At 63.0% G+C, this 24,087-nt stretch carries 23 protein-coding genes and 1 pseudogene; 14 read left to right on the forward strand and 10 right to left on the reverse strand.

What is annotated here, in order from left to right:
* Positions 1-19 precede the first annotated feature (19 nt).
* The 6 genes from moaC (at position 20) to G4G28_RS22490 (ending at position 4,287) form a co-directional block, all read left to right on the forward strand.
* Positions 20-514 (forward strand): cyclic pyranopterin monophosphate synthase MoaC, encoded by a 495-nt coding sequence (gene moaC / locus G4G28_RS22465; RefSeq protein WP_182990005.1) that lies wholly within the window; start codon positions 20-22, stop codon positions 512-514.
* Positions 515-723: 209 nt separating this feature from the next.
* Entirely contained in the window at positions 724-987 is a 264-nt protein-coding gene (locus tag G4G28_RS22470) for a hypothetical protein (RefSeq protein WP_210283272.1), read from the forward strand.
* A 142-nt stretch (positions 988-1,129) separates the two neighbouring features.
* A complete protein-coding gene (locus G4G28_RS22475) occupies positions 1,130-1,399 on the forward strand; it encodes a hypothetical protein (RefSeq protein ID WP_182990007.1) in 270 nt (89 codons plus the stop codon).
* Positions 1,400-1,445: 46 nt separating this feature from the next.
* On the forward strand, positions 1,446-1,685 hold the full coding sequence (locus G4G28_RS22480) for a hypothetical protein (RefSeq protein ID WP_182990008.1): 240 nt from the start codon (positions 1,446-1,448) through the stop codon (positions 1,683-1,685).
* A gap of 188 nt (positions 1,686-1,873) precedes the next feature.
* Positions 1,874-2,101, forward strand: a complete 228-nt coding sequence (locus G4G28_RS22485) for a hypothetical protein (RefSeq protein WP_182990009.1) — start codon at positions 1,874-1,876, stop codon at positions 2,099-2,101.
* 134 nt (positions 2,102-2,235) lie between these two features.
* Positions 2,236-4,287 (forward strand): S9 family peptidase, encoded by a 2,052-nt coding sequence (locus tag G4G28_RS22490; protein ID WP_183107847.1) that lies wholly within the window; start codon positions 2,236-2,238, stop codon positions 4,285-4,287.
* A 92-nt stretch (positions 4,288-4,379) separates the two neighbouring features.
* Here G4G28_RS22490 and G4G28_RS22495 read toward each other — a convergent pair whose 3' ends face one another.
* From G4G28_RS22495 to G4G28_RS22525, 7 genes are all read right to left on the reverse strand, one after another.
* Positions 4,380-4,820 carry a pilin gene (locus G4G28_RS22495; protein ID WP_202033699.1) on the reverse strand — a complete coding sequence of 147 codons (441 nt, stop codon included), beginning with the start codon at positions 4,818-4,820 and terminating at the stop codon, positions 4,380-4,382.
* Positions 4,821-5,302: 482 nt separating this feature from the next.
* On the reverse strand, positions 5,303-5,800 hold the full coding sequence (locus tag G4G28_RS22500) for a prepilin-type N-terminal cleavage/methylation domain-containing protein (protein WP_202033701.1): 498 nt from the start codon (positions 5,798-5,800) through the stop codon (positions 5,303-5,305).
* A gap of 140 nt (positions 5,801-5,940) precedes the next feature.
* Complete coding sequence (locus tag G4G28_RS22505) at positions 5,941-6,702, reverse strand: hypothetical protein (RefSeq protein WP_182990011.1); 762 nt, start codon at positions 6,700-6,702, stop codon at positions 5,941-5,943.
* 87 nt (positions 6,703-6,789) lie between these two features.
* The gene (locus tag G4G28_RS27795; protein WP_182990012.1) at positions 6,790-7,260 is read right to left on the reverse strand and encodes a prepilin-type N-terminal cleavage/methylation domain-containing protein; all 471 of its coding nucleotides are present in this window, start codon (positions 7,258-7,260) and stop codon (positions 6,790-6,792) included.
* Positions 7,261-7,547: 287 nt separating this feature from the next.
* Positions 7,548-8,429, reverse strand: coding sequence for a succinate--CoA ligase subunit alpha (gene sucD / locus G4G28_RS22515; protein WP_182990013.1), 882 nt, complete (start codon positions 8,427-8,429; stop codon positions 7,548-7,550).
* A 17-nt stretch (positions 8,430-8,446) separates the two neighbouring features.
* Positions 8,447-9,616 (reverse strand): ADP-forming succinate--CoA ligase subunit beta, encoded by a 1,170-nt coding sequence (sucC, locus tag G4G28_RS22520; protein ID WP_182990014.1) that lies wholly within the window; start codon positions 9,614-9,616, stop codon positions 8,447-8,449.
* Positions 9,617-9,679: 63 nt separating this feature from the next.
* The gene (locus G4G28_RS22525; protein WP_182990015.1) at positions 9,680-10,243 is read right to left on the reverse strand and encodes a DUF2889 domain-containing protein; all 564 of its coding nucleotides are present in this window, start codon (positions 10,241-10,243) and stop codon (positions 9,680-9,682) included.
* Between the two features lie 315 nt (positions 10,244-10,558).
* Here G4G28_RS22525 and G4G28_RS22530 point away from each other — a divergent pair, with 315 nt between their 5' ends.
* Positions 10,559-11,608 (forward strand): YgcG family protein, encoded by a 1,050-nt coding sequence (locus G4G28_RS22530; protein ID WP_182990016.1) that lies wholly within the window; start codon positions 10,559-10,561, stop codon positions 11,606-11,608.
* A 15-nt stretch (positions 11,609-11,623) separates the two neighbouring features.
* Here G4G28_RS22530 and G4G28_RS22535 read toward each other — a convergent pair whose 3' ends face one another.
* The 3 genes from G4G28_RS22535 to recA form a co-directional block, all read right to left on the reverse strand.
* Positions 11,624-12,028: a hypothetical protein gene (locus G4G28_RS22535; protein ID WP_182990017.1), complete on the reverse strand. Its 405-nt coding sequence runs from the start codon at positions 12,026-12,028 to the stop codon at positions 11,624-11,626.
* A gap of 133 nt (positions 12,029-12,161) precedes the next feature.
* Entirely contained in the window at positions 12,162-12,620 is a 459-nt protein-coding gene (gene recX / locus G4G28_RS22540; RefSeq protein WP_182990018.1) for a recombination regulator RecX, read from the reverse strand.
* A 45-nt stretch (positions 12,621-12,665) separates the two neighbouring features.
* Positions 12,666-13,757, reverse strand: a complete 1,092-nt coding sequence (gene recA, locus G4G28_RS22545) for a recombinase RecA (protein ID WP_182990019.1) — start codon at positions 13,755-13,757, stop codon at positions 12,666-12,668.
* Between the two features lie 191 nt (positions 13,758-13,948).
* On the opposite strand from recA, the gene G4G28_RS22550 reads away from it, so the two are divergent.
* From G4G28_RS22550 to G4G28_RS22580, 7 genes and pseudogenes are all read left to right on the forward strand, one after another.
* Complete coding sequence (locus tag G4G28_RS22550; protein WP_182990020.1) at positions 13,949-14,653, forward strand: response regulator transcription factor; 705 nt, start codon at positions 13,949-13,951, stop codon at positions 14,651-14,653.
* Positions 14,650-16,140, forward strand: a complete 1,491-nt coding sequence (locus tag G4G28_RS22555) for a sensor histidine kinase (protein WP_229507783.1) — start codon at positions 14,650-14,652, stop codon at positions 16,138-16,140. Before G4G28_RS22550 ends, G4G28_RS22555 begins: the two co-directional genes overlap by 4 nt.
* 166 nt (positions 16,141-16,306) lie before the next feature.
* Complete coding sequence (locus G4G28_RS22560; RefSeq protein ID WP_182988815.1) at positions 16,307-16,738, forward strand: type IV pilin protein; 432 nt, start codon at positions 16,307-16,309, stop codon at positions 16,736-16,738.
* A gap of 360 nt (positions 16,739-17,098) precedes the next feature.
* Positions 17,099-18,639 (forward strand): annotated as a pseudogene (locus tag G4G28_RS22565) (VC_2705 family sodium/solute symporter); the annotation flags it as partial.
* Between the two features lie 115 nt (positions 18,640-18,754).
* Positions 18,755-19,975: a 6-phosphofructokinase gene (locus tag G4G28_RS22570; protein ID WP_182990022.1), complete on the forward strand. Its 1,221-nt coding sequence runs from the start codon at positions 18,755-18,757 to the stop codon at positions 19,973-19,975.
* Between the two features lie 109 nt (positions 19,976-20,084).
* Positions 20,085-22,124, forward strand: coding sequence for a S9 family peptidase (locus G4G28_RS22575; RefSeq protein WP_229425273.1), 2,040 nt, complete (start codon positions 20,085-20,087; stop codon positions 22,122-22,124).
* Between the two features lie 261 nt (positions 22,125-22,385).
* Entirely contained in the window at positions 22,386-24,035 is a 1,650-nt protein-coding gene (locus tag G4G28_RS22580; protein ID WP_182990023.1) for a hypothetical protein, read from the forward strand.
* The last annotated feature ends 52 nt before the right edge of the window (positions 24,036-24,087 follow it).

A 24,087-nucleotide genomic window follows, 5' to 3' on the forward strand; every position in this document is an offset into this window, starting at 1 on the left:
CAGGCATACCGACAAGACCATGAGCGACTCTCCCTCTTCCCCGCTGACCCACTTCGACACCAGTGGCCAGGCCCACATGGTCGACGTCGGCGCCAAGAACGAGACCCACCGCATCGCGGTTGCCGCCGGCACCATCCGCATGCAGCCGGAAACGCTCGGGTTGATCCAGTCGGGTAATGCCAAAAAGGGCGACGTGCTCGGCATCGCCCGCATCGCCGCCATCATGGGCGCGAAACGCACCAGCGACCTGGTGCCCCTGTGCCACCCGCTGGCAATCACCCGTGTCGCCGTCGATTTCGAAGTCGACGAAAGCGCCAGCAGCGTGCACTGCCGCGCCCAGGTCGAGACGGTCGGCAAGACCGGGGTCGAGATGGAGGCCCTGACCGCCGTGCAGGTGGGGCTGCTGACGATTTACGACATGTGCAAGGCGGCGGACCGGGGGATGGTGATGACGAATGTGCGGGTGCTGGAAAAGCACGGGGGCAAGAGCGGGGACTGGACGGCGGTGGTGTAGCCCCCCTTCCACGCTTGCCGACAAACCGCTACACACGGTGACAATTTTCGAATTGATAATTAATTGCCTCTAACCCATACTTTTGGCCGCGACGTCAATACCGCCGTCGCATCCATCATGGGACCCGTATGTGTAGATTTGTTCTGACATTGGCTGTGCTGGCATCGCTGACCGCTTGCGGCGGCGGAGACGACGATTCCACTATCCAGGTGTTTAAATCGATGGGTTCGCTGCAATGCAGCGGTGGTGGCATGACGCTGGCCGCACTGCAGGCGCAGCTTACGTCGGCCAATGTCCAGCCGCGCGCTGCCGCGTGTGGCACGGATGGCGTCGCCACCTCGGCGGTATGCGGCAGCCCTGACGGCAAGATCGGCATTTTCGAGATCGAGGCAAACGAGGAAAAGACGGCCGCCGCCGCAGGCTTCAAGCCCTTGAGTACGGTGCCGACGGCGAAAGTCATTCCCTGCACCTGAACGGCTGCGTGACGATGCTTTTGCGCCCGGTCGCCCGGATCCTCGCCTTGCGCCGGCAAGCAATCAATTGTCGACGACGTCCCGATGAACATGCTATTTTGCAAGTAATTGCAAGTCTATACATGTTGATGAAGGAGTCGCGGTGAAACTGCTGCATTACGTCCCGGTTGTCTTTTCCTGTCTGCTAACGCTGCTGGTCGGCATCGATGGTTGCCATACACTGGTGCTTGCCTTCGAACGCCTGCAGGCCGGTACCACTGTCTGGGCGGGCGCGAGCGCCCTGATGTCCGGGTTGCTGAGCCTGGCAGTCGCCTGGTTCCTGCTGCGCTGGGCGAGCAGCGTGCGCAAGAATGCCCGCATCAGTGTCGAGCTCGCGGAGCAGCGCGCAGCGCAAGCAGGACGCGTTTTCTGAATCACGAGGTGGCGCCGGTTCCACGGCCGCTGCCGGCGCAAGGCACATGAACGCCCGAACGCTGGTCGGCAGCCTGTTCATCGGCGCTGCGCTTGTCGTCGCACTCTTCGACTATCGCCTGTTCGGCCTGCCGTGGTATTGGGGCAGCCTGCTGCTGGGGCTTGCTGGCTATGTCCTCATCCGTGCAGGGCGTACGCGAAACCATGCCGGTTCACCAGGCGAATTGATGGAGGACCTGATCGACATCGGTTCCGACCTCGGCGACCTCGACTTCGACGGCGATTGAACTGCGCGCATACCGCGCCACGCCGCTTTCCCACTTTTATCCGCTACTAAATGAACTGTTTCAAGCATCCACACAGCAGCGCGCACGGTATCTGCCGCGTATGCTGCAGGGGCGTCTGCCCCGACTGCTCGGCTGACCTCGGCCATAGCCTGACCTGCCGAGGAGAACATGAAGCTTTGGCAGCGGACATGCATGCGCTGAGCCTGCGCGGCAGCAAAGTCATGAAGACCTCGCGCAAAGCGATGCTTCTCGGCCCCATGTTCTTTGCCGTCATGGGCGGCATGTTGCTGTTCGACGGCATGGGCCGGGACGATACCCTGAATTTCGGCACCTATGGCGGCGTGGCCTTCATCCTCTTCGCGCTGGCCGTGCTGGTCACCAACCTGCGCGCCCTCGGCGGCAAGGACGCGGGCTAACCCGGGACAGGCCAGGCGCCTCCCCGCGGTAGCGCCGGCAATGCCTGCCGCGTCTTGCCACGTGTTAAATTGCTGGCTTCCCTGCCCGGCTGTACGGCGGGAGACCAATACCGGACACGTTTCGAGAGGATGGAATGAAATTACGTTTGCTAATGCTGGGTGCCGCCGTGGCCGCGTCCAGCGCCGTAGCCGCGCCGCGCGGCTTGACGGTGGAAGATCTGGTCACGCTGGAACGCGTCGGCAGCCCGGCGGTGTCGCCCGACGCCAGCCGCGTCGTCTATACCGTACGCCGGACCGACATGGACAAGAACCGCGGCCACACCAGCCTGTGGATTGCCGGCCTGGACGGCAAGGCGGCGCCAGGCGCCCTCGTCAATCACGACAGCAGCAGCACGGATCCGGAATGGTCGCCCAAGGGTGACGCCGTGTATTTCCTGTCGACCCGCTCGGGCAGCGCCCAGGTGTGGCGCCAGAGCGTCGCTGGCGGCGAGCCGGTCCAGGTGACGAATCTGCCGCTCGACGTCGACAACTTCCGCGTCTCGCCGCAGGGCGACCGGATCGCCTTCTCGCTGGCCGTGTTCCGCGACTGCGCCGACCTGTCCTGCACGAAGAACCGTCTCGACGAGCAGGCGAAGAACAAGGCGAGCGGCCGCGTCTATGACCGCCTGTTCGTGCGTCACTGGGACACCTGGGCCGATGGCCGCAATGCCGTGCTGTTCTCGGCGCCGCTGGACGCGAATGGCCGCGTGAGCGGCACCCCGGTCAGCCTCTCCGGCGCGCTCGACGCCGACGTGCCTTCGAAACCGTTTGGCGACCGCGAGGAATACCGGTTCAGCCCGGACGGCAAGACCCTGGTGTTCTCGGCGCGCATCGCCGGCAAGACCGAGGCCTGGTCGACCAACTTCGACCTGTTCAGCGTGCCGGCCGCTGGCGGTGGCGCGCCGCGCAACTTAACGAGTGACAATAACGCCTGGGATACCAAAGGCGTGTTTTCGCCGGATGGGCGCACCCTCGCCTACCTGGCGATGTCGCGCCCCGGCTTCGAAGCCGACCGTTTCCACATCGTGCTGATGGATGTCGCGACTGGCAAGAAGCGCCACCTGGCTGAAAACTGGGACCGCTCCGCCGGCAGCCTGCTCTGGAGCGCGGACGGCAAGACTGTCGTGGTCGATGCCGAAGACGTCGGCCAGCACCGCCTGTTCGCGATCGACCTTGCCAGCGGCAAGGTCAGTGCCCTGACCGACAAGGGTTCGATCGGCGGTTTCGACATGCGCCGCGATACGATCGCCTACACCCACGCGACGCTCGATTCCCCGGCCCAGCTCTACAGCACCCGCCTGAAGGGGGGCAAGCCTGCTCGCCTGACCAGCAACAACCAGCAGGCGCTGGCGGACGTGCGCTTCGGCGAATTCGAGCAGTTCAGCTTTGCCGGCGCCAACGGCGACACGGTCCACGGCTACGTGATGAAACCCTGGAATGCGCAGCCGGGCGCGAAGTACCCGATTGCCTTCCTGGTGCACGGCGGCCCGCAGGGCAGCTTTGGCAATGCCTGGAGCTACCGCTGGAACCCGCAGGTGTACGCCGGCGCCGGCTATGCCACCGTCTTCATCGACTTCCACGGTTCCACGGGCTACGGCCAGAAGTTCACGGACGCGATCAGCGGCGATTGGGGCGGCAAGCCGCTCGAAGACCTGCAAAAAGGCCTGGCCGCCGCGGTGCAGAAGTTCCCGTGGCTGGACCGCGAGCGCAGCTGCGCCCTGGGCGCCTCGTACGGCGGCTACATGATGAACTGGATCGAGGGTAACTGGCCGGACGGCTTCAAGTGCATCGTCAACCACGATGGCGTGTTCGACGCACGCGGGATGGCCTATTCGACCGAAGAGCAGTGGTTCACCGACTGGGAAAACGGCGGTCCGTATTTCGCGGTGCCGGACCAGCACGAACGCTTCAACCCGGTCCACCACGTGAACAAGTGGAAAACGCCGATGCTCGTCGTCCAGGGCGACCTCGACTTCCGCATCCCGACCGCGCAGGCCCTGTCGACCTTCACCGCGCTGCAGCGGCGTGGCATCGACAGCAAGCTGCTGGTGTTCCCGGATGAGAACCACTGGGTGTTGAAGCCGGCGAATTCGGTGCTGTGGCACCATACCGTGATCGACTGGCTCGACGGCTATCTGAAACGCTGATCCGGCGCTTGCCTGTATCGCACAGCCCGCTCCTGCAGCGGGCTTTTTTCATGCGCGCTGCCTCCCGGCGCAGGTGGCGCGCTCGAAGGTGGTCAGGCCCTGCCTTCGCAAATGCCTTTCGGGCCGATCAGCTTCTGCGGCACGGTATCGGCCTTGCAGCTCCAGGCGCCCGTGTCGGCGTCACGGGTCAGGGTAATGACCTGGTTCTTGACGGTGGTGGGCCCGGCGACAATGGTGCAGGTGAGCGTGGTGGCGCTGGCGCCGAAGGTGCAGTTCGCGGTCGATTTATCGGGCGCCGGGAGACCCGCATCCTGCGGTCCGGTCACTTCTTCGCCATCGTTGATGCGGGTATTGAACCCGACCTTGCCAGCCGAGAGCTCGGCCAGGGCGGCACCGAACTTCGAGCGTGCCATGTAGTCCTGGTAGGCGGGCATGGCGATGGTGGCCAGGATGCCGATGATCGCGACAACGATCATCAGTTCGAGCAGGGTGAAGCCGGCTTCTGCATGTTTACCAATCTTCATCGATTTCATGGATTCTCCAGATCAGGTTGAATGGTCGCGAACCGGAAGCAGGCCGCGCCTTGCGTGAACGGCTCCGCCATGGAAAATCTGCCTCAAGGCCGAAGTTGCATAGGGAAAATTGACCGATACATCGTCATTGCCGCAGATCGTCAGGCGAGAAGCGTGCACGCGCTGAGTATGGAGGCGCGTACCGCGAAGACTTTGCGTTAGTCGAAGCGTGCGCGCAGGAGCGGCATTGACGAGGACGCAACCCCGTACTACGCCCGTGGAAACCGGGCGCAAGGAAGCTGTCGGGCGCAGGCTGCGATGCAGCTGCACCGGGGGTTGCGCATGAGGCTCTGGGGAAGAGCTAGCGCATCGTTGGAGAGGAGGAGGAAGTGTCGCCGGCCGCGTTGCGCGCGCCTGGGGCGGAGGGGCCCACCGGCATCGGCGGGAATGCGCTTTTTTTTAAAACCGGCGGGATAGCTCGCCGGCCCGTGGATGCCTGCCGATCAGGGGCAGCCGCCCTGGCCCGGTTTCAGGCCGCGGATGGCGTTGCAGATCGTCCCTGCGGCCGTCCAGCGCATGTCGGCCCTGCCGTCCCCGATGGCCGGGGAAATCGTCGCGAACACCAGGTTGACGCCTTCGACCGTTGTCGCAGAGGTAGTCGCGCCGGTAATCACGCCGTTGACGACCGTCGGTACTTCGGTAATGAAACTGCTTGCAGCGATGCCTGGAATGCCTGCGGCGCCGATCCTGCAGTCGGTGAAGCTACCGCTCGCCTGATAGCACTCGGCAATTGCCGTCTTGAGGGAATCGAGTTCGGCCGCTGCGCCGGCAGCTTTGCTGCGCGAAATATAGTGCGAGTACTGCGGAATTGCGACAGCGGAGAGAATACCGATGATCGCGACGACGATCATGAGTTCGATGAGTGTGAATCCTGTTGCATGGTTCAGCCTGGACTTCATCGCCGGCACCTTAAAAAATGAAACGTTTGTGGATGAGCGCATGCGCGCTTTCTGGACCTGTCCGGCGCAGCACGCTGGTCATACGCTTGCCATTCACCAGCAATTGGCGCTTTGTAGAAACGGCATCCGGTAAATGACGGCTGGGTATCCGTACTGGACGCCCAGCCGTGGGAGCTGCCGGACTACGAGAACACGACCGGGGCGATGCCGATGAATTTCGCCGACTGGGCATCGATCACGGCCGTGTACTTCAAGGAGCCGATCTTGACCGGCTGGCATTTGGCGTGCTCGGCCTGTAAGTCGTGCGAGGCCAACCAGCTTGTCAGTTCGTTTGCGATCGCCGGATTTTTCCGGATGAGATCGACGGCGGGCGTGGCGTTTTTCAGGAGGAGCGCAGCGCTGTCACGGTAGGGTATGTGAAGCTGGGGCAAATGCCCGGCTCCGCCACCGAACGAGGCCATTGCTTTGGCCTGGTTGATTTCGTATTTGTCGCGCGGGGCGCGCACGCCAACCAGTTCAGGGCCCCACACCGGCAGCGTGGCGTGCGCCTTGTCGAGGTTACCGTCCGTGACTTCCGATGCCTGGACTACCTGGAACTCGCTGCCGAGCGCTGCAATATAGGCAGGCCTGGCTTCGTACAAGGTACTCACGCCGTAGCCCAGGGCAGAAATCTGGCACAGCGAAATGACGAGCAGGTCGAATTTCAGGGATTTTTTGGCGGGATTGAAGACAATGAAGGTGCACAGGGGGCCCAGCACCACATCGATCCCTATCATCAGGAAGAAGATTTCCTGGCCGCCGAAGGCATCCAGCAGGCCTTCTGGATACCAGATCGTATTCAGGAAGAAAATCAGAGCGATTGCGATCAGCAGGGAGATCGCCAAATGGATACCGCAAGCGTAGGCGCGCAGTTTCAAGATGGGTTTGAGGGCGTTGATCTTCATAAAAGAAAACGGCGCAGTCCTGTCATGGGCTGCGCCGGATGATGATGGTTCAGGTAATCGCGATGTACATCGCGACCGGCTCAGCGATTATTCCAGCACGTTACCGCAGCCGCCTTGACCGTCCTTCAGGCCACGCACGGAGTCGCAGATGGAGCCTTCTGCCCTCCAGATCATGTTGGCTTGACCAGCTGCGGTCGACGGGCGGATGGAGGTGAACACCAGAGGATCGCCGTCGTTGGTCGTTGCAGCGGTTTCGACATTGCTGATCACGCCGCCATCGATTGCTGGGACACTGGTAATGAACTTGCTAATCTTGACTTGTGGGATGCCGTTCGTGCCTGGTTCGTTGCAACCAGTGAACGAACCGCTCGTCTGGTAGCATTCAGCAAGCGCGGTCTTCAGCGAGTCGAGTTCGGCGGCGGCGCCCGAAGCCTTGCTGCGCGACACGTAGTTCGAGTACTGCGGAATGGCGACAGCGGCCAGGATACCGATGATCGCGACAACGATCATCAATTCAATCAGGGTGAAGCCGGCTTGGGCTTTCTTAACGAGTTTCATGGTGCATCTCCTGGTAAGGTTGGGTAGTGCTGCGTTTGTTTGGTGCCACGACTCATCTATTGCAAGCGCCGTGCCAGCCCGTTATTGCGCATTTTCAATATATTTTCGGCAATAAAGCTGACAAAACTTGTCCATACGTTGTGTCCTGCTGACAATTTTTGTCGTTACATGAACAGTTTTTGCCAAAAGTCTGACGCTGATCAACGCCTCAGGTGACAAAATGCGCCAGCAAATAAAAAGGGAAGCCCACAGGCTTCCCTTTTCGCTACGAACAGAACTGTCCGGTATTACAGCATGGCCTTCAGCAGGCGTGCCATTTCCGACGGGTTCTTGGTGGCTTTGATGCCGCACTCTTCCATGATGTCCAGCTTGGCCTGCGCCGTATCGGCACCGCCCGAGATCAGCGCGCCGGCGTGGCCCATGCGCTTGCCCGGAGGCGCGGTGACACCGGCGATGAAGCCGACGACCGGCTTCTTCATGTTGTCCTTGACCCAGTGCGCGGCATTGGCTTCGTCCGGACCGCCGATTTCGCCGATCATGATGACCGCGTCGGTATCAGGATCGTCGTTGAACATCTTCATGATGTCGATGTGCTTCAGGCCGTTGATCGGGTCGCCGCCGATGCCGACTGCCGACGATTGGCCCAGGCCCAGTGCGGTCAGCTGGCCGACTGCTTCATAGGTCAGGGTGCCCGAGCGCGAGACGACGCCGATACGGCCCTTGCGGTGGATGTGACCCGGCATGATGCCGATCTTGATTTCGTCCGGGGTGATCAGGCCTGGGCAGTTCGGGCCCAGCAGCAGGGTCTTCGAGCCGGCCTTGGCCATGCGGTCCTTCAGGGCCATCATGTCACGGACCGGGATGCCTTCGGTGATGCAGATCGCCAGGTCCAGGTCGGCTTCGACAGCTTCCCAGATGGCGGCGGCGGCACCTGCCGGCGGCACGTAGATGACCGAGACGGTCGCGCCGGTGGCGGCTTTGGCTTCCGACACATTGGCGTAGATCGGGATGCCTTCGAAGTCTTCGCCGGCTTTCTTCGGGTTCACGCCAGCAACGAAAGCGGCCTTGCCGTTCGCGTAGTCGCGGCACATACGGGTATGGAACTGACCGGTCTTGCCGGTGATACCCTGGGTGATGACTTTTGTGTCTTTGTTGATCAGGATCGACATTTCTTTATTCCTTCGAATTAGGCGTTACCAGCTGCAGCGGCGACCACGGCCTTGGCTGCATCTTCCATCGTATCGGCAGCGATGATCGGCAGACCGGAGTCGGCCAGCATCTTCTTGCCCAGGTCTTCGTTGGTGCCCTTCATGCGCACGACCAGCGGCACTTTCAGCGACACGGCCTTCGATGCGGTAATCACGCCTTCGGCGATGACGTCGCAACGCATGATGCCGCCGAAAATGTTGACCAGGATGGCTTTCAGACCAGGGTTCTTCAGCATGATCTTGAATGCTTCGGTGACTTTCTCAGCCGTCGCACCGCCGCCCACGTCCAGGAAGTTGGCCGGCTCGCCGCCGAACAGCTTGATGGTGTCCATGGTGGCCATCGCCAGGCCGGCGCCGTTCACCAGGCAGCCGATGTTACCGTCGAGCGAGATGTAGGCCAGGTCGAATTTCGATGCTTCGACTTCGGCTGGATCTTCTTCGTCCAGGTCGCGGTAGGCCATGATGTCCGGCTGGCGGAACAGGGCGTTGGCGTCGAAGTTGAACTTCGCGTCGAGGGCGATGACCTTGCCGTTGCCGGTCAGGATCAGCGGGTTGATTTCGGCCAGCGACGAATCGGTTTCCCAGTAAGCCTGGTACAGGCCCTTCAGGTTCTGGCGTGCTTCGGCCAGCGATTCGGCAGGAATGCCGATCTTGGTCGAGATGTCGTCCGCTTCGGCATCGGTCAGGCCGACGGCCGGATCGATCGCGATCGAGTGGATTTTTTCCGGGTTGCTGTGCGCGACTTCTTCGATGTCCATGCCGCCTTCCGACGAGGCCATCAGGACGACCTTCTGCGTGACGCGGTCGGTGACCATCGACACGTACAGTTCCTTCTTGATGTCGGCGCCTTCTTCGATCAGCAGGCGGCGCACCTTCTGTCCTTCAGGACCGGTCTGGTGCGTAATGAGCTGCATGCCCATGATCTGTTCCGCGTATTCCTTGACCTGCTCCAGCGACTTGGCAACTTTCACGCCGCCGCCTTTACCACGGCCGCCAGCATGGATCTGGGCCTTGACCACCCAGACCGGACCGCCCAGCTCTTGGGCTGCCTTGACGGCCTCGTCGACCGACATGCACGGAATGCCGCGCGGAACCGTCACCCCGAACTTTCGGAGGATTTCTTTGCCCTGATACTCATGGATTTTCATGCTGGCTTCCCTTCTTCTGTTACTGATTTGGATAGGTTAATTGAACAACTTCGACATCTAATGTTAACCCTGTACGGCCTTGATTACCCAGCGCGGATAATACTTTGCCACAGCGGGGCCGTCGGCACGCAGCGCGTGGCAGCGGTCGATCTCGTACGGACGCGCAGCTTCGCTCTCGTTGGCGGCGCTGCGTGTCTCGAACTCGTCATCGGCGAAGGCCTGGATTGCCGCGGTGGGCAAAACCTGCGCCAGTTCGGTGAGGTGGGTGCAGCCGAGCACGCCCGACAGGCGGTCTTTCAGGTGCAGCCGGAAGTGCTTGACCAGCGACAGCCCGATCAGCTTCTTGTAGGCAGGGCCGATCACGTTGCAGTAACCAGGATACGGTACCGCGTCGGACGCGGCTTCGGCGTCGACGATCTCGAGATCGCGGTTGATGGTCACGCGCAGGCTGAGGTCGTGCACGGCCGTGCCCGCCGGACGCATGCCGGAGGCCAGTTCGATGTCGCGTGCCTTGATGTCGCGGATGCGCGCATCGAGATCCCACAAGCCATCGTCGCGCGCGTACGCTTCGACGGTAATGGCGCGCGTGTGCCGGAGCGAGCGCGGGGAGGGAGGAGACAAAGGCATAAAAACGTGCCGACGAAGCGGCAATCAGTGGGGCAGCCGGTGTGCCTGGATAGCACGTTACCGCAGCTTCTGCGGCAACAACCGCTCATGCGGCGCTGCTTGAACCGTGGAAGTTTAGCACAGGCGGGGGCAGGTTGCACCGCAACATGGCGGCTGGCCGAATCATGGCGCCGATCTATTCGCTGGTCTTTTCGCCACAAATGTCGTGGCTGCATGCCGAACATCTCGCACCAATCGCTCTGACTTGCCGTTCGTCAACAGTGGGCTTTTCTCCGCCACGCATGCTGGTCGCTGGCTATGGACGGGAGCCCGGTCATGGGGATGCTGCTACCAGCCTGCGCGTATGCCGCAGGTATTTCTTGTTTGTTGACGTTTGCAATATGGATGGGAGCCAAACGATTTCTGCTGGGCGCGTTCCTTGCTGGCGTCTCGCTCCTTTGCACTGCATCCGAGCAATACGCTGCTCCACCAGCGCGTGTGACAGATACGGCAAAGGTGTTAGGGCCGAGTGCAGCCAGCCTGGATCACACGCTGAGGGAGTTCGAGCGCGCGACGGGGCATCAGGTGTTCGTACTAACGGTGCAGACAAGCGGGACGCTGCCAATTGACCAGTATGCCGTCGAGGTGTTCCAGAAATGGAAGCTTGGGCAGGCGGGCGTGGACGACGGCGTGTTGTTTGTCGTCGCCGTGGCCGATCGTGCGGTGCGTATCGAAGTAGGGTACGGTCTCGAGGGCACACTGACTGATGCTCAATGTTCGCGCATCATTCATGACATTGTCGCGCCAGCGTTCGAAAAAGGTAGATACGACACGGGTGTCGTATCTGGAGTCGAGGCGATTCTGCGCACCTTGTCGCCGATGCCACCCCCTACTGCGGTCGTCCAGGAATTACCCGCCGAGCCGAGCCGGCCATCCCCTGCGACCTCGCCCAGAGCCTTGCTGGCGTTCGCTGGCGTCGTGTTGACTGGCCTTGCCATGCTTACCGTGGGCCTGGGCATCGGTGGGCTATGTCTTTTTTCCGTTGTGGCCCTGCTGTTCTCGGCGGCTCCTGTGCTCGGTGTGTATGGAAAACTCGTTTTCACGGCTGCCATCGCCGCCTGGCTATGCGCACGGTGGTTTCATATTGCGGAGAACGTCAGGAAGTATCATTTGCCGAGCTCAAAAAACCCTTTCCTGACCTGGCTTTGGATCTATTTCTGTACGCGAGGATCGGGCGATCCAGCCGATACCGGGCAGCACAGCGCAATGACGTTCACGGTGACCTTCGATAGCGCGGATGCGCGCGATGATAGGTCCTCCGATGGGGCGGACTGCCCCGGGAATGGCGGAAGGTCGGGAGGTGGCGGCGCGTCGGGACAGTGGTAATCAGCCCGACGTTCGTCAGACGCCATCGTCTTTCGCAAAGCAGCTTACGCCTTCGGCATCGAGGCAGATGTCGGCATTGCGCGCCACCCTCGCAGCCCAGATCCCCTGTCCAGCCTCTGGTTCCGTGCCGTGCCAAACCAGCCCGTAAAAAGCGATATGGGAGCCTGAGCCGCGGGCGGCGTCCCAGCGGCCACGAATCTCGTCCGTGTTTCTACCGACACCGTCAATTTGGAGCACGTACTCGCCACTTGCGCGCAGGTCGAGAATCATGGTTCTTTCGGGCGTGTCGAACCGGTAGACGCCTCGCGCATTGATGGGCTGCTCGGTACAGGCTGAACAGGACAGGATCAAAACAAGCGCGAATAATGTTTTCATATTGGCAATTATTTCAACACAAAAAGCGCCAGCGTGCAGCGTCATCCGGGTTGAGGAATATGCGGGGGCATATCACCGGATGGCGCTCCACGCTGGCGCCTGGGCATAGATGGGTATTGGTAACTGCGGGTACTGCGTTGACACGGTGGCGGAACCGCCGTCGTGGAAGCGGCGGCCGCTAGAACTCGTCCTCTTCCGGCGCACCCTTCAGTGCCGCACGTACGGCATTGCTGGAAAAACCGCGCGCCATCAGGAAACGCATTTGTTTACTACGCTCGGCCGCGTCCTTGGGGACGGTACCGAACTTGCGACGCCAGACCTCGACCGCGCGTGCGGTTTCGCTCTCGGCCAGACCGGACTTGAGCTCGGCCAATGCCTCGCCGTTGACGCCATGGCTTTGCAATTCGGCCACGACCCGGGCGTTGCCGAAGCGGGCGGCCTTGCGGTGAATCAGCGATTCGGCAAAGCGCTCCTGCGACAGCCAGTTGTTCTTTTCAAGGAAATCGAGGAGGGCTTCGACATCGTCGCCCTCCTCGGCATGGCGCGCCAGCTTGCGCTTGAGCTCGAGCCGGCTGTGCTCCCGCATGGAGAGGAAGCGCAGGGCTCGGGCCTTAAGACTCAATACTGGTTGGCGCATGGCGATACAGCGGATCGGATGGAGCCATGACAGGCTCCAAGCGATTTACTCCGACACGGCCTTCAGCTTCGGTGCCTTCTCTTCAGCAGGGGCACCCGCTTCGGCAGCAACCGGCGGCAGTTCACGCACGCCCAGGGCGCTGCGAACCTTGTTCTCGATCTCGCGGGCCAGTGCCGGACGGTCCTTCAGGAACTGACGGGCATTGTCCTTGCCTTGACCGATACGCTCGCCGTTGTAGCTGTACCAGGAACCCGACTTCTCGACGACCTTGTTATCGGCGCCCAGATCCAGGATTTCGCCTTCGCGCGAGGTGCCTTCTCCGTACAGGATGTCGAAGTGGGCTTCCTTGAACGGTGGCGCGATCTTGTTCTTGACGACCTTGACCTTGGTTTCGTTACCGATGACCTCGTCGCCAGACTTGATCGAGCCGGTACGGCGGATGTCCAGACGCACGGAGGCGTAGAACTTCAGCGCATTACCGCCGGTCGTGGTTTCCGGGCTGCCGAACATCACGCCGATTTTCATACGGATCTGGTTAATGAAGATCACCAGGGTGTTCGTACGGTTGATCGAGGCGGTCAGCTTGCGTAGTGCCTGCGACATCAGACGGGCTTGCAGGCCAGGCAGCGAATCGCCCATGTCGCCTTCGATTTCGGCGCGCGGGGTCAGTGCCGCCACCGAGTCGATGACCACGAGGTCGACCGAACCCGAACGCACGAGTGCGTCGGTGATCTCGAGTGCCTGCTCGCCGGTGTCCGGCTGCGAGATCAGCAGCTCGTCGAGCTTGATGCCCAGCTTCTGTGCGTAGCCCACGTCGAGCGCGTGCTCGGCGTCGATGAACGCGCAGGTGCCACCCAGCTTTTGCATTTGCGCGATGGTCTGCAGGGTCAGCGTGGTTTTACCCGACGATTCCGGACCGTAGATTTCCACGATACGGCCGCGCGGCAAGCCGCCGACGCCGAGTGCGATGTCCAGCCCCAGCGAACCGGTCGAGACGGTTTGCACCTCCTCGACAGGCGCGTTGGTATCCATGCGCATGACCGAACCCTTGCCGAACTGCTTTTCGATTTGCGCGAGGGCGGCGGCCAGTGCCTTGCCTTTTTCCGAGGCGTTGTGTACTACTTTTTTGTCGTCCATAATTTTCTTTCAGTCTTGGAGGTACCAAGGTGTGGGCACCCGCACGCTTTTCAATAGCCACTACTGTATAAAAATCCAGTGGTTTTGGCAAGCGCGAATTTGCCCGACTGTTGGAGAACGCTCGCATTGTTGCGCTAAATCAAACACAATGAGGGCAGCCGGAAGGTCTAATCGATTTACAAGGTAATGCTATGCGAATTCTACTTGCGGAAGATGACAGTGTACTCGCGGATGGCCTGACGCGGTCGCTCCGCCAGTCAGGCTACGCGATCGACTGCGTGCGCAACGGCGCCGAAGCCGACACCGCCCTGTCGACCCAGGAATTCGACCTGTTGATCCTCGACCTGGGCTTGCCGAAAATGCCAGGCTTGGAAGTACTGCGGCGCCTGCGTGCGCGCGCCTCCCTGCTGCCGGTACTGATCCTCACCGCCGCCGACTCGGTCGAGCAGCGCGTCGAGGGCCTCGACCTCGGCGCCGACGACTACATGGCCAAGCCCTTTGCCCTGTCCGAACTGGAAGCACGGGTGCGTGCCCTCACCCGCCGCGGCGCCGGCGGCGGCCCCACCGTGATCCGCCATGGCCCCCTCGTCTACGACCAGGTCGGCCGCAGCGCCTACATCAACGACCAGATGCTCGACCTGTCGGCGCGCGAACTGGGGCTGCTGGAAATTTTGCTGGCGCGCACGGGGCGCCTGGTGTCGAAGGAGCAGCTGGTCGACCACCTGTGCGAATGGGGCGAGGAAGTGTCGAACAATGCCATCGAGGTATATGTGCATCGGCTGCGCAAGAAGATCGAAGTCGGCGGCGTGCGCATCGCCACCGTGCGCGGACTCGGCTATTGCCTCGAGAAATACGCCGACGCCGTCCGCGCCGAGCAGGTGGCCGACCACAAGTGAACGACCGCGACGCCGGCCTGCTCGCGCCCGATCCCGATCGCTCCCCCGGCGCGGCGCCCGAGCCGCTCTACGTCCCGCCGAGCCCCGAATCGGAAGAGAACATCCAGCATTCGCTGTTTGGCGAGATCCTCGACTGGATGCTGGCGCCGCTGCTGCTCTTGTGGCCGATGAGCATCGCGATTACCTACCTGGTAGCAAAATCCATCGCCAACGGCCCCTTCGACCACGCGCTGGAAGACCGGGTGACGGTGCTGGCCCAGCAGGTCCGCGAGGAAAGCGGACGCATCGTTACGCAGTTGCCGGGCAGCGCGCGCGACATCCTGCGCGCCGACGACGTCGACAGCGTGTATTACCAGGTCGCCGATGCGAACGGTCAATTTGTCGATGGCGACCGCGAACTGCCCCGTCCGCGCGAGGATGATGCCGACAAGGACGGCGCCGTCCACTTCCGCCAGGCGGCGCTGCACGGCAATCCGCTGCGCGTGGCCTACCTGTACGTCAATCTCGATCCCCTGTTACCGCCTGCGGCCAGCCCGCGCAAGGCGCTGGTGCAGGTGGCGGAAACGCTCGACAAGCGCGCCCTGCTGGCCAACGAGATCATCAAGGGCGTGATTTTGCCGCAGTTCATCATCTTGCCGATCATCCTGGCCCTGGTCTGGTTTGCCCTGTCGCGTGGCCTGTCGCCGCTGGCCGAGCTGCAGGAGCGCATCCGCGCGCGCAGCTCGGACGATTTGTCTCCCATCGACTCGCGCCAGGTACCGGAGGAAATTTCTCCCCTTGTCGGCTCGCTCAACGACATGCTGGGACGGCTTGCCCAGACCATCGACATGCAAAAGCGTTTCATTGCCGACGCCGCGCACCAGATGAAGACGCCACTGGCCGGCATGCGCATGCAGTCCGAGCTGGCCCTGCGCCAGGTCGACCCGGACGAGATCCACCGCTCGCTGGAGCAGCTGGCCAAGAGTTCCGAGTCGGCCACGCGCCTGGTGAACCAGTTGCTGGCACTGGCGCGCGCGGAAAACCAGCCGCATGCGGGCCTGGCCTTCGAGGAAATCGAGCTGGGCCCGCTGGCGCGCGCGACCGTGCAGGACTGGGTGCAGGCCTCGTTCACGCACGGCATCGACCTCGGCTTCGAGGAGCAGGACGAGAAAGTCAGCATTGCCGGCCACGCCCTGATGCTGCGCGAGCTGCTGTCGAACCTGATCGACAATGCGCTGCGCTACACCCCGCACGGCGGCAGCGTCACGGTGCGGGTAAGGCGCGACGGCCCCCACGCGCTGCTCGAAGTCGAGGACACCGGCCCCGGCATCGCCCCAAGCGAACGGGCCCACGTGTTCGAACGCTTCTACCGCATCCTCGGCTCGAGCGCGACCGGCAGCGGCCTGGGCCTGGCCATCGTGCGCGACATCGCCAGGCTGCACGGAGGCGATGTCCGGATCGAGGATGCGGCCCAGGGCGGCGCGGTCTTCACGGTCAGTTTTCCCTGAGCGCATCGCCCGATTCGGGCGTATTTAGCTCCGGAAAGACCAGTTTGTCAGCTCCCTGTCAGCATTTCCTCAGGGTAATGCAAGCTTGCTGAGGTATGATTCTCCAGAGGAAACTTTTTTTGCGGCAAGCCGCGTAGACGGCCAAGCCGTCCTTCTGGGGATAACAATGAAACGGCAGACCGGCTTTACGCTCATCGAACTCTTGATCACCGTTGCGATCATCGGCATCCTGACGGCGATCGCCATCCCGAACTACGGCAGCTACGTGTTGCGCACCCGGCTCACGGATGCGTATTCGGGCCTTGCGGGCACGCAGCCGATCGCCGAGCAGTACTGGTCGACCAACCGCACTTACGAAGGCTTCGGCACGACCCCTGGCCAGTTGCCGGCGGGCACTGCCGACTTCGTCTTCAGCGTCAGCAACGACACCGCGACCACCTTCACCGTCACCGCCACGGGCAGCGGCACTGGCCCGACCGCCGGCTTCGTGTTCTCGATCGACCAGGGCGGCAACCGCAGGACCGTGTCCGCGCCGGCCGGCTGGGCCAGGCCGAACAATTGCTGGGTACGCACCAAAGAAGGAGGGTGCAGCCAATGACGTGGCCGACGAGGCGCTCGCCTGGCGCCCTGGCCCGGCGCGGTTTCACCCTGATCGAAGCGATGGTCGCGCTGGCCATCCTCGCCATCATCCTGTCGATCGGCGTGCCGATGATGAGCGAATGGACCTACAAGAACCAGGTCGCCAGCGCCACCCAGTTCTACTCCGAAGGCCTGGTCATGGCCCGCAACCAGGCCCTGAGCAACAACAGTTTCGGCCGCATGGTGCTGACTCCGAACGGCAATGGCCAGAAGGACTGGCAGGTCGACATCTGCTTCCCGACCCCGGAAACACCCTGCACGCGCGAGAGCGACAACTGGTCGACCCTCGAGGCCGCGGCGGCGCTGCCTCCACCATCCTGTGTCCTTCGTCTACGTGGTGGCGCAGATCTACGCGGTCGGGCTGATCGCCTCGCGCTTTACCGGCGTCGATTTTTCGGTCGGTATCTTCCTGGGACTGGCCAGCATCCTGGTCTGTTCTTTCCTTGGCGGCATGCGCGGCATCACCTGGACGCAGGTGGCGCAGTACATCATCATCCTGGTCGCCTTCCTGATCCCGACGATGTGGCTGTCGGCCAAGCATGCCGGCAATCCCTTGCCGCAGGTGGCCTACGGTTCCGTGCTGCCGAAACTGGCCGCGCGCGAAGCCGAGCTGGTGCGCGACCCGCGCGAGCAGCAGGTGCGCGCGGCTTCGCCGGAGGCCGATGACTACGGCGCGCGCCTGGCCTCGCTACCCGGTTCCGGGAAAGCGGGCGCCTTGCCGCCCAGCGCCGGCTCGACGCGGCGCGCCTGCGCAACTCCTCGCTGGCCGACGTGCGCAGCGCCGAGCGGGCGCTGGCCGCCTACCCCAAGACGGTCGAGGATGCCGAGCGCCTGTGGCGCGCCCAGCAGGCACGCCTGCTGGCACGGGTCCAGCCGCCGCAGCCGCACGCGGCGCCTTTTCCCGGCGCCACTGAAGCCGAATCGAATGCCCGGCGCAATAACTTCCTGGCCCTCGTGTTCTGCCTGATGTTCGGCACCGCCGCCCTGCCCCACATCCTGATGCGCTCCTACACCACGCCCTCGGTGCACGAAACGCGCGTGTCGGTGTTCTGGACCCTGTTCTTCATCCTCCTGATCTACCTCAGCATCCCGGCGCTGGCCGTCCTGGCGAAGTACGACATCTACACGAGCCTGGTCGGCAGCGATTTTTCATCACTCCCCACCTGGATTTCCTACTGGGCGAATGTGGACAAGGTCAATCCCCTGATCCGCGTGACCGACATCAACCACGATGGCCTGGTGCAGCTGGCGGAAATCGCCATCGATGGCGATGTGCTGGTGCTGGCGACGCCGGAAATCGGCGGTTTGCCCTATGTAATATCGGGCCTGGTGGCGGCCGGCGGACTGGCCGCGGCCCTGTCCACCGCCGACGGCCTGCTGCTGGCCATCTCGAATGCGCTCTCGCACGACGTCTATTACAAGATCGTCGACCCGGGCGCCTCGACCCAGAAGCGGGTGACGATTTCGAAGCTGCTGCTGCTGGCGGTGGCCTTCATTGCAGCGTACGCCGCCTCGCAAAAGCCGGCGGACATCCTGTCGCTGGTGGGCGCGGCCTTTTCGCTGGCGGCCTCGACCCTGTTCCCGGCCCTGGTGCTGGGGGTGTTCTGGAAACGCGCCAACCACGTCGGCGCCATTGCCGGCATGGTGGCGGGTTTTCTTGCCTGCCTGTACTACATGATCCGGGTTAACCCCAGCCTGGGCGGGCGCCTGGAGGCGGCCTGGTTCGACATCGCGCCGATGTCGGCCGGCGTATTCGGTGTGCCGGCCGGCATGGCGGCCATCGTCGTGTTCAGCCTGTTGAGCGCGGCGCCGGCGCGTACCAGCAACGCACTGGTCGACCATATCCGGGCCCCCGAGTAGCGGTGAGGGAGTAACGCAACAGCAAGCAGCGGTGAGCAGCAGTAAACAAGCCAGGGCAAACAATCGGTAGTAAGCTGACGGTCGGGTTACCCGTCGCCCTGTCGAAGGAGATCACATGTCATCTGGCAAGATCCTCGTTGCACAAGGAGGCGGTCCGACCGCCGTCATCAACCAGTCGCTGGTCGGCGTTACGCTCGAGGCGCGGCGTTTCCGCAACGTCAACCGCATCTACGGCGCGCTGCATGGCGTGCGCGGCATCGTCGACGAGGGCTTCCTCGACCTCACCCAGGAAACCAGCCACAACCTGGAACTGGTGGCCGCCACGCCTTCCTCGGCGCTGGGATCCACCCGCGACAAGCCCGACATGGCTTATTGCGGGCGCATTTTCGACGTGTTGCGCGCACACGAGATCGAACACTTCTTCTACATCGGCGGCAATGACTCGGCCGATACCGTGCGCATTGTCAGCGAGGAGGCGCGCAAGGCCGGCTACCCGCTGCGCTGCATCCACATTCCGAAAACCATCGACAACGACCTGGTCGGCAACGACCACACGCCCGGTTTTCCGTCGGCAGCGCGCTTCGTCGCCCAGGCCTTTGCCGGCGCTAATCTCGACAATGCGGCCTTGCCCGGTGTGTATGTCGGCGTGGTGATGGGGCGCCATGCCGGTTTTCTCACCGCAGCGTCCGCGCTCGGCAAGAAATTCCCGGACGACGGCCCGCACCTGATCTACCTGCCCGAACGGGTGTTCGAGCTGGAGCGCTTCCTGGCCGACGTCAAGGCCATGGTCGAGCGCCACGGCCGCTGCGTGATCGCGGTCTCCGAAGGCATCCACGACGCAGCGGGCGAACCCATCGTCACCATGCTCGCCAAGGACATCGAGAAAGATGCGCACGGCAACGTGCAGCTGTCCGGCACCGGCGCGCTGGCCGACCTGCTGTGCGAGGAAATCAAGGGCCGGCTCGGCATCAAGCGCGTGCGCGGCGATACCTTCGGCTACCTGCAGCGCTCCTTCATCGGCTGCGTCTCCGACGTCGACCAGCGCGAGGCGCGCGAAGTCGGCGAGAAGGCGGTGCAGTTCGCCATGTGGGGCGATCGCGACGGCTCGGTCGTGATCCGCCGCACCGGCTTTTATTCGGTCGACTACGAGCTGCTCCCTCTCGACCAGGTGGCCGGCAAGACGCGCACCATGGAAGACGAATTCATCAGCGAAAGCGGCACCGATGTGACCGATGCCTTCCGCCTCTACCTGCGCCCGCTGCTGGGCTCGAAAATGCCGGATGCATTCCGCCTGCGCGGGGCACGCGTGCCAAAGGTGCTGCATCCGGGGCGCTGAAGGCCGGCAGTGACATTTGGATAGCTTCGGCGCCGCTGACGCCTGCTATCCTCCCCAGGCTGCGGGAAAAATTGCGGCTTCTATTATAAAAATACCTGATCGGGAATTCATGTCCAAACATCCCTTCGCGCGCCGCCTGATGCGTCACGCGGCGGCCCTGTTCGCGCTTGCCCTGTGCGCTGCCGCCCCGCTATATGCCGCCACCGAAGCTGCGCTGCCGCCCATCGAGCGCTTCTTCATCAACCCGACCCTGCGTGAAGCCAGCCTTTCGCCGAGCGGACGCTACCTGGCGGCGATTTCCGGCGCGCCCGGGCGCCGCGATTACCTGGCCGTCATCGACCTGCAGGCCAACTCGGCCAAGCTGGTGGCCGGCTACAAGGATGTCGATATCCGGCAGTTCAGCTGGGTCAACGACAACCGCCTGGCCTTCAACGTGAACGAGAACGAAATCGGACCGGGCGGCAAGTTCCTCGCCGCCGGCCTGTACGCGGTCGACCGCGACGGCAGCAACCTGCGCCAGCTCGCGCAACGACGCGGCACCGCGTTCGTGGCCGAAGCCGAAGGCCACCTCAAGAGCAAGATCCTGCCCTGGCATACCTTCCTGATGGACCAGCGGGGCGCCCAGGATTCCGACGCGATCTACGTCGAAAGCTATGTCTGGGAAGAGCAGAGCTACCAGGTTCGCCACATCAACCTGCTCAAGCTCAATACCGTCACGGGTACCAGCCAGGTCGTGCAACGCCCTGCCGCCGCCAAGGAGTGGACGCTCGACGCGAAAGGCGAGCCGCGCCTCGTGCGCTCGACCGAAAAAGACACCACCACCCTCCACTACCGCGACCCCGCCACGGGGGCATGGCGGGTACTGACCACTTACCCGACCTATGCCTCCAGCAAGGACAGCTATGAGCCACTGGGCTTCGGCGGCGACGGTACCCTGTATGCGGTCAGCAATGGCGACCAGGACACGCGCTCGCTGTACACGGTCAACCTGGCAACGGGCAAGCTCAATCCCGAACCAGTCGTGGTTACGCCAGGCTACGATTTCGATGGCGAACTGGTGCTGAGCGGCAGCCGCCTGCTGGGCATCAAACTGCATACCGATGCAGAGGCCATCGTCTGGTTCGACACGGCGATGCAGGAGACACAGAAAAAGCTCGATGCGGCCCTGCCAGGCACCGTCAACCAGATGTCCTTTGGCGCGGCAGGCCAGTCGGACTGGGCGCTGGTGAAATCGTATTCGGACAGGCAGCCCGAGAAGTACAACCTGTTCAACCTGAAAACCGGCGCCTTGAACCCGGTTGGCGAATCCTACCCCGGCATCGATCCGAAGCGCATGGGCCGCCAGGAACCGGTGCGCTACAAGGCGCGCGATGGCCTGGAGATCCCTGCGCTCCTGACCCTGCCCGCGAATGGCGCCAGGAACGCGCCCCTGGTGGTGCTGGTGCATGGCGGCCCCTACCTTCGGGGAACGAGCTGGGGCTGGCACCCGGAAACCCAGTTCCTGGCCTCGCGCGGCTATGCCGTGCTGGAACCGGAGTTCCGCGGCAGCATGGGTTACGGTAACCGCCATTTCCGCGCCGGCTGGAAGCAATGGGGCCTGGCCATGCAGGACGACATCGCCGACGGCGCACGCTGGGCCATCGCCCAGGGCCATGCCGACCCGAAGCGCATCTGCATCGCCGGTGCCAGTTACGGCGGCTATGCCACCCTGATGGGCCTGGTCAAGGACCCGGACCTGTACAAGTGCGGCGTCGACTGGGTGGGCGTCACCGACATCAACCTGCTGTACGACGGCCACTGGAGCTTCACGTCCGACCTGTCCGAGCAGTGGAAACAGTACGGCATGCCGGAGCTGGTGGGCGACCAGGTCAAGGACGCGGCCCAGCTGAAGGCGACCTCGCCGATCACGCAGGCGGCGCGCATCAAGGCACCGCTGCTGCTGGCCTACGGCGGCGTCGACCGGCGCGTGCCGATGTACCACGGCCGCAAATTCCTCGAAGCGGTCAAGCCCCATAACAAGCAGGTCGAGTGGATTTCCTATGACGAGGAAGGCCACGGCTGGCAGGTGCCGGCGAACCGCGTCGATTACTGGAGCCGCGTCGAGAAATTCCTCGACAAGCATATCGGCAGCGGCGCCAAGCCGAACTGAGAGGCGGACTGGGGAGCAAGCGCTCGCCGGGGACAAAAGCGGCCAACACACCTTCCAGTCCTGCGTGCATCGTCTTGCCCTACGCCTGTCCTGTCGTTGACGACGCGCCCTGTCCTGGAGGGCGGGCGCATCGCGCATGCGGCTCTACCTGTGTCGGCGCTCAAAGTGTGGCATTTCAGCAAACAGTGTTGGGTAAATATACCGGTGATGTGATTCCTGTGATTACATGTCACTTTGCAATAATTCTTTCCCCTTGACTCCATGCGTCCACTCCTCCTTTCCCTCCTTCTGCTATCGACCTTCGCCACCGCCGAGGAAGCCGCGTTCAAGGATACGCCTGCCGGCCGCGCCATGACGGAATTGCTGCAAGCCCGCACGCGCTGCACCCTGACGCAGATGGAAGGCTGCGCACAGATGGAACAGGCCATCTCCAAAGTGAAGAACGCGGCGAACATGAACCCGTCGCTGGCGCACCAGTTCGTGCCCTACGAGGTCGACGCCTACCGGGTGTACGGGCTCGAACTGCTAAATGCGGGCAAGAAGGAAGAAGCACGCGTCAAGCTGAACAAGGCTTTCGAGGTGATGATGGCCCACTTCGAAAACGGCAAGCACGCCCACGCGCTGCTCGACAGCTACGACCTGCTGGTCGAGCGCGCCCTCGACCATTACCGTTTCGGCGAATACGCGAAGGGCGATGGCCTGTTCGGGGAAATGCGCACCTGGTCCGACCGGAGCCTCGAGCGTACGAAGCAGCAGAAAGGCGAGCACGAGGCGTATGCGAAGCTCTACCGCACTCTCGTGATGGAAAGCGAGCGTGCCGGTCTCGAGTGGGGCAAGTCGCTGTCGACGCGTGCAGCCGAGGCGCGGTTCGCTGGCCGCGCCGATGAAGCCGGCAAGCTCGGCGCCGCGGCGGCGCAAGCCTTCGGCGATGCCGCGAAGTGGGCGGGGCTGGCGGAGGAAGAAGGCTATACCGCGTTTGCCGGCGCCGAGCCGGTACTGCGCCTGGCCTACTACCGCCTGCTGCGCGGCGACGAACTGCTGGAATTGAAGAAGTATGCCGAGGCAGACGCGGAATACGCCGCCGTGGCCGAAGGCGCCGCGCGCTGGATCGAGACGGCGCCACGCGAGCGCTCCGGCTGGAAGGAAGATGCCTATGGCTACCTGTTCCAGGCTGGCGCAGGCAAGGCACTGGTGCAGTTCCACACCGGGAAAAAGGCGGCCGCCGCCGAGTCGATCGCGCGCACCGTCAACGAGGCGCGGGCCAAGGCGAAATCGGAGGACATCGACGATTACACCCACGCGCGCCTGGCACATGCGGCAGCCCAGGTGGACAAGGGAAGCTGGGACAACGCCGTCCTTGCCTGGAGCCGTTCGGACAAGAGCATCAAGCGGCTGCCGGCGGATGTCTACCGGATCAAGCTGGCAAAACAGGGCAAGGCCGCCTGCGACAACGCCAAGGGCAAGACGGCCAGGTCCGGCTGTGTCGATGGACTGGCGCCCTCGCCCGCCATGGAGGCGCTCGAAGCGCTGGAAACGATCGCGGCGTTCGACGCGCAAGGCAACTACAAACGCTACGAGTTCGCAGCGCTGCGGCAGCTCGGCCTCGTCGAGCGCCTCCTGCCGAAGATTCCGGAAGGGGAACAGAAGCGGAGCATCGTCAAGGCGAAGCAGGCTTTTCTCGACCTGAGCACGCTGTGGGAAGGCGCGCTGACCGATTACGGCGTCAAGACCTTCCTTGTTTATCGTACCCCGCTGCTCGAGAAATACAGCATCGACCGCGCGTACATTGCACAGCTCAAGGCCATGGACGAGGATGCGCCGGTCGCCGATGTCGATCTCGGCAAAGTGCTGGTTCCGGTCTTCAAGTACGCCGTCGAACAGACTGAACGCGCCCGCAAGCTGTCGAAATAACAGTACCTGCCTGACTTGGCTACAGGCGCAAACAGGTAGTAAAAAAGGCGCC

It is taken from the genome of Massilia sp. Dwa41.01b, assembly GCF_014171775.1.
Lineage (GTDB): Bacteria > Pseudomonadota > Gammaproteobacteria > Burkholderiales > Burkholderiaceae_D > Telluria.

Bases quoted from the DNA above. Each gene is read 5' to 3' on its own strand.
- moaC (WP_182990005.1), top strand. From the start codon at position 20: ATGAGCGACTCTCCCTCTTCCCCGCTGACCCACTTCGACACCAGTGGC.
- G4G28_RS22480 (WP_182990008.1), top strand. From the start codon at position 1,446: ATGAACGCCCGAACGCTGGTCGGCAGCCTGTTCATCGGCGCTGCGCTT.
- G4G28_RS22485 (WP_182990009.1), top strand. From the start codon at position 1,874: ATGCATGCGCTGAGCCTGCGCGGCAGCAAAGTCATGAAGACCTCGCGC.
- G4G28_RS22490 (WP_183107847.1), top strand. From the start codon at position 2,236: ATGAAATTACGTTTGCTAATGCTGGGTGCCGCCGTGGCCGCGTCCAGC.
- G4G28_RS22495 (WP_202033699.1), bottom strand. From the start codon at position 4,820: ATGAAATCGATGAAGATTGGTAAACATGCAGAAGCCGGCTTCACCCTG.
- G4G28_RS22500 (WP_202033701.1), bottom strand. From the start codon at position 5,800: ATGCGCTCATCCACAAACGTTTCATTTTTTAAGGTGCCGGCGATGAAG.
- G4G28_RS22505 (WP_182990011.1), bottom strand. From the start codon at position 6,702: ATGAAGATCAACGCCCTCAAACCCATCTTGAAACTGCGCGCCTACGCT.
- G4G28_RS27795 (WP_182990012.1), bottom strand. From the start codon at position 7,260: ATGAAACTCGTTAAGAAAGCCCAAGCCGGCTTCACCCTGATTGAATTG.
- sucD (WP_182990013.1), bottom strand. From the start codon at position 8,429: ATGTCGATCCTGATCAACAAAGACACAAAAGTCATCACCCAGGGTATC.
- sucC (WP_182990014.1), bottom strand. From the start codon at position 9,616: ATGAAAATCCATGAGTATCAGGGCAAAGAAATCCTCCGAAAGTTCGGG.
- G4G28_RS22525 (WP_182990015.1), bottom strand. From the start codon at position 10,243: ATGCCTTTGTCTCCTCCCTCCCCGCGCTCGCTCCGGCACACGCGCGCC.
- G4G28_RS22530 (WP_182990016.1), top strand. From the start codon at position 10,559: ATGGGGATGCTGCTACCAGCCTGCGCGTATGCCGCAGGTATTTCTTGT.
- G4G28_RS22535 (WP_182990017.1), bottom strand. From the start codon at position 12,028: ATGACGCTGCACGCTGGCGCTTTTTGTGTTGAAATAATTGCCAATATG.
- recX (WP_182990018.1), bottom strand. From the start codon at position 12,620: ATGCGCCAACCAGTATTGAGTCTTAAGGCCCGAGCCCTGCGCTTCCTC.
- recA (WP_182990019.1), bottom strand. From the start codon at position 13,757: ATGGACGACAAAAAAGTAGTACACAACGCCTCGGAAAAAGGCAAGGCA.
- G4G28_RS22550 (WP_182990020.1), top strand. From the start codon at position 13,949: ATGCGAATTCTACTTGCGGAAGATGACAGTGTACTCGCGGATGGCCTG.
- G4G28_RS22560 (WP_182988815.1), top strand. From the start codon at position 16,307: ATGAAACGGCAGACCGGCTTTACGCTCATCGAACTCTTGATCACCGTT.
- G4G28_RS22570 (WP_182990022.1), top strand. From the start codon at position 18,755: ATGTCATCTGGCAAGATCCTCGTTGCACAAGGAGGCGGTCCGACCGCC.
- G4G28_RS22575 (WP_229425273.1), top strand. From the start codon at position 20,085: ATGTCCAAACATCCCTTCGCGCGCCGCCTGATGCGTCACGCGGCGGCC.
- G4G28_RS22580 (WP_182990023.1), top strand. From the start codon at position 22,386: ATGCGTCCACTCCTCCTTTCCCTCCTTCTGCTATCGACCTTCGCCACC.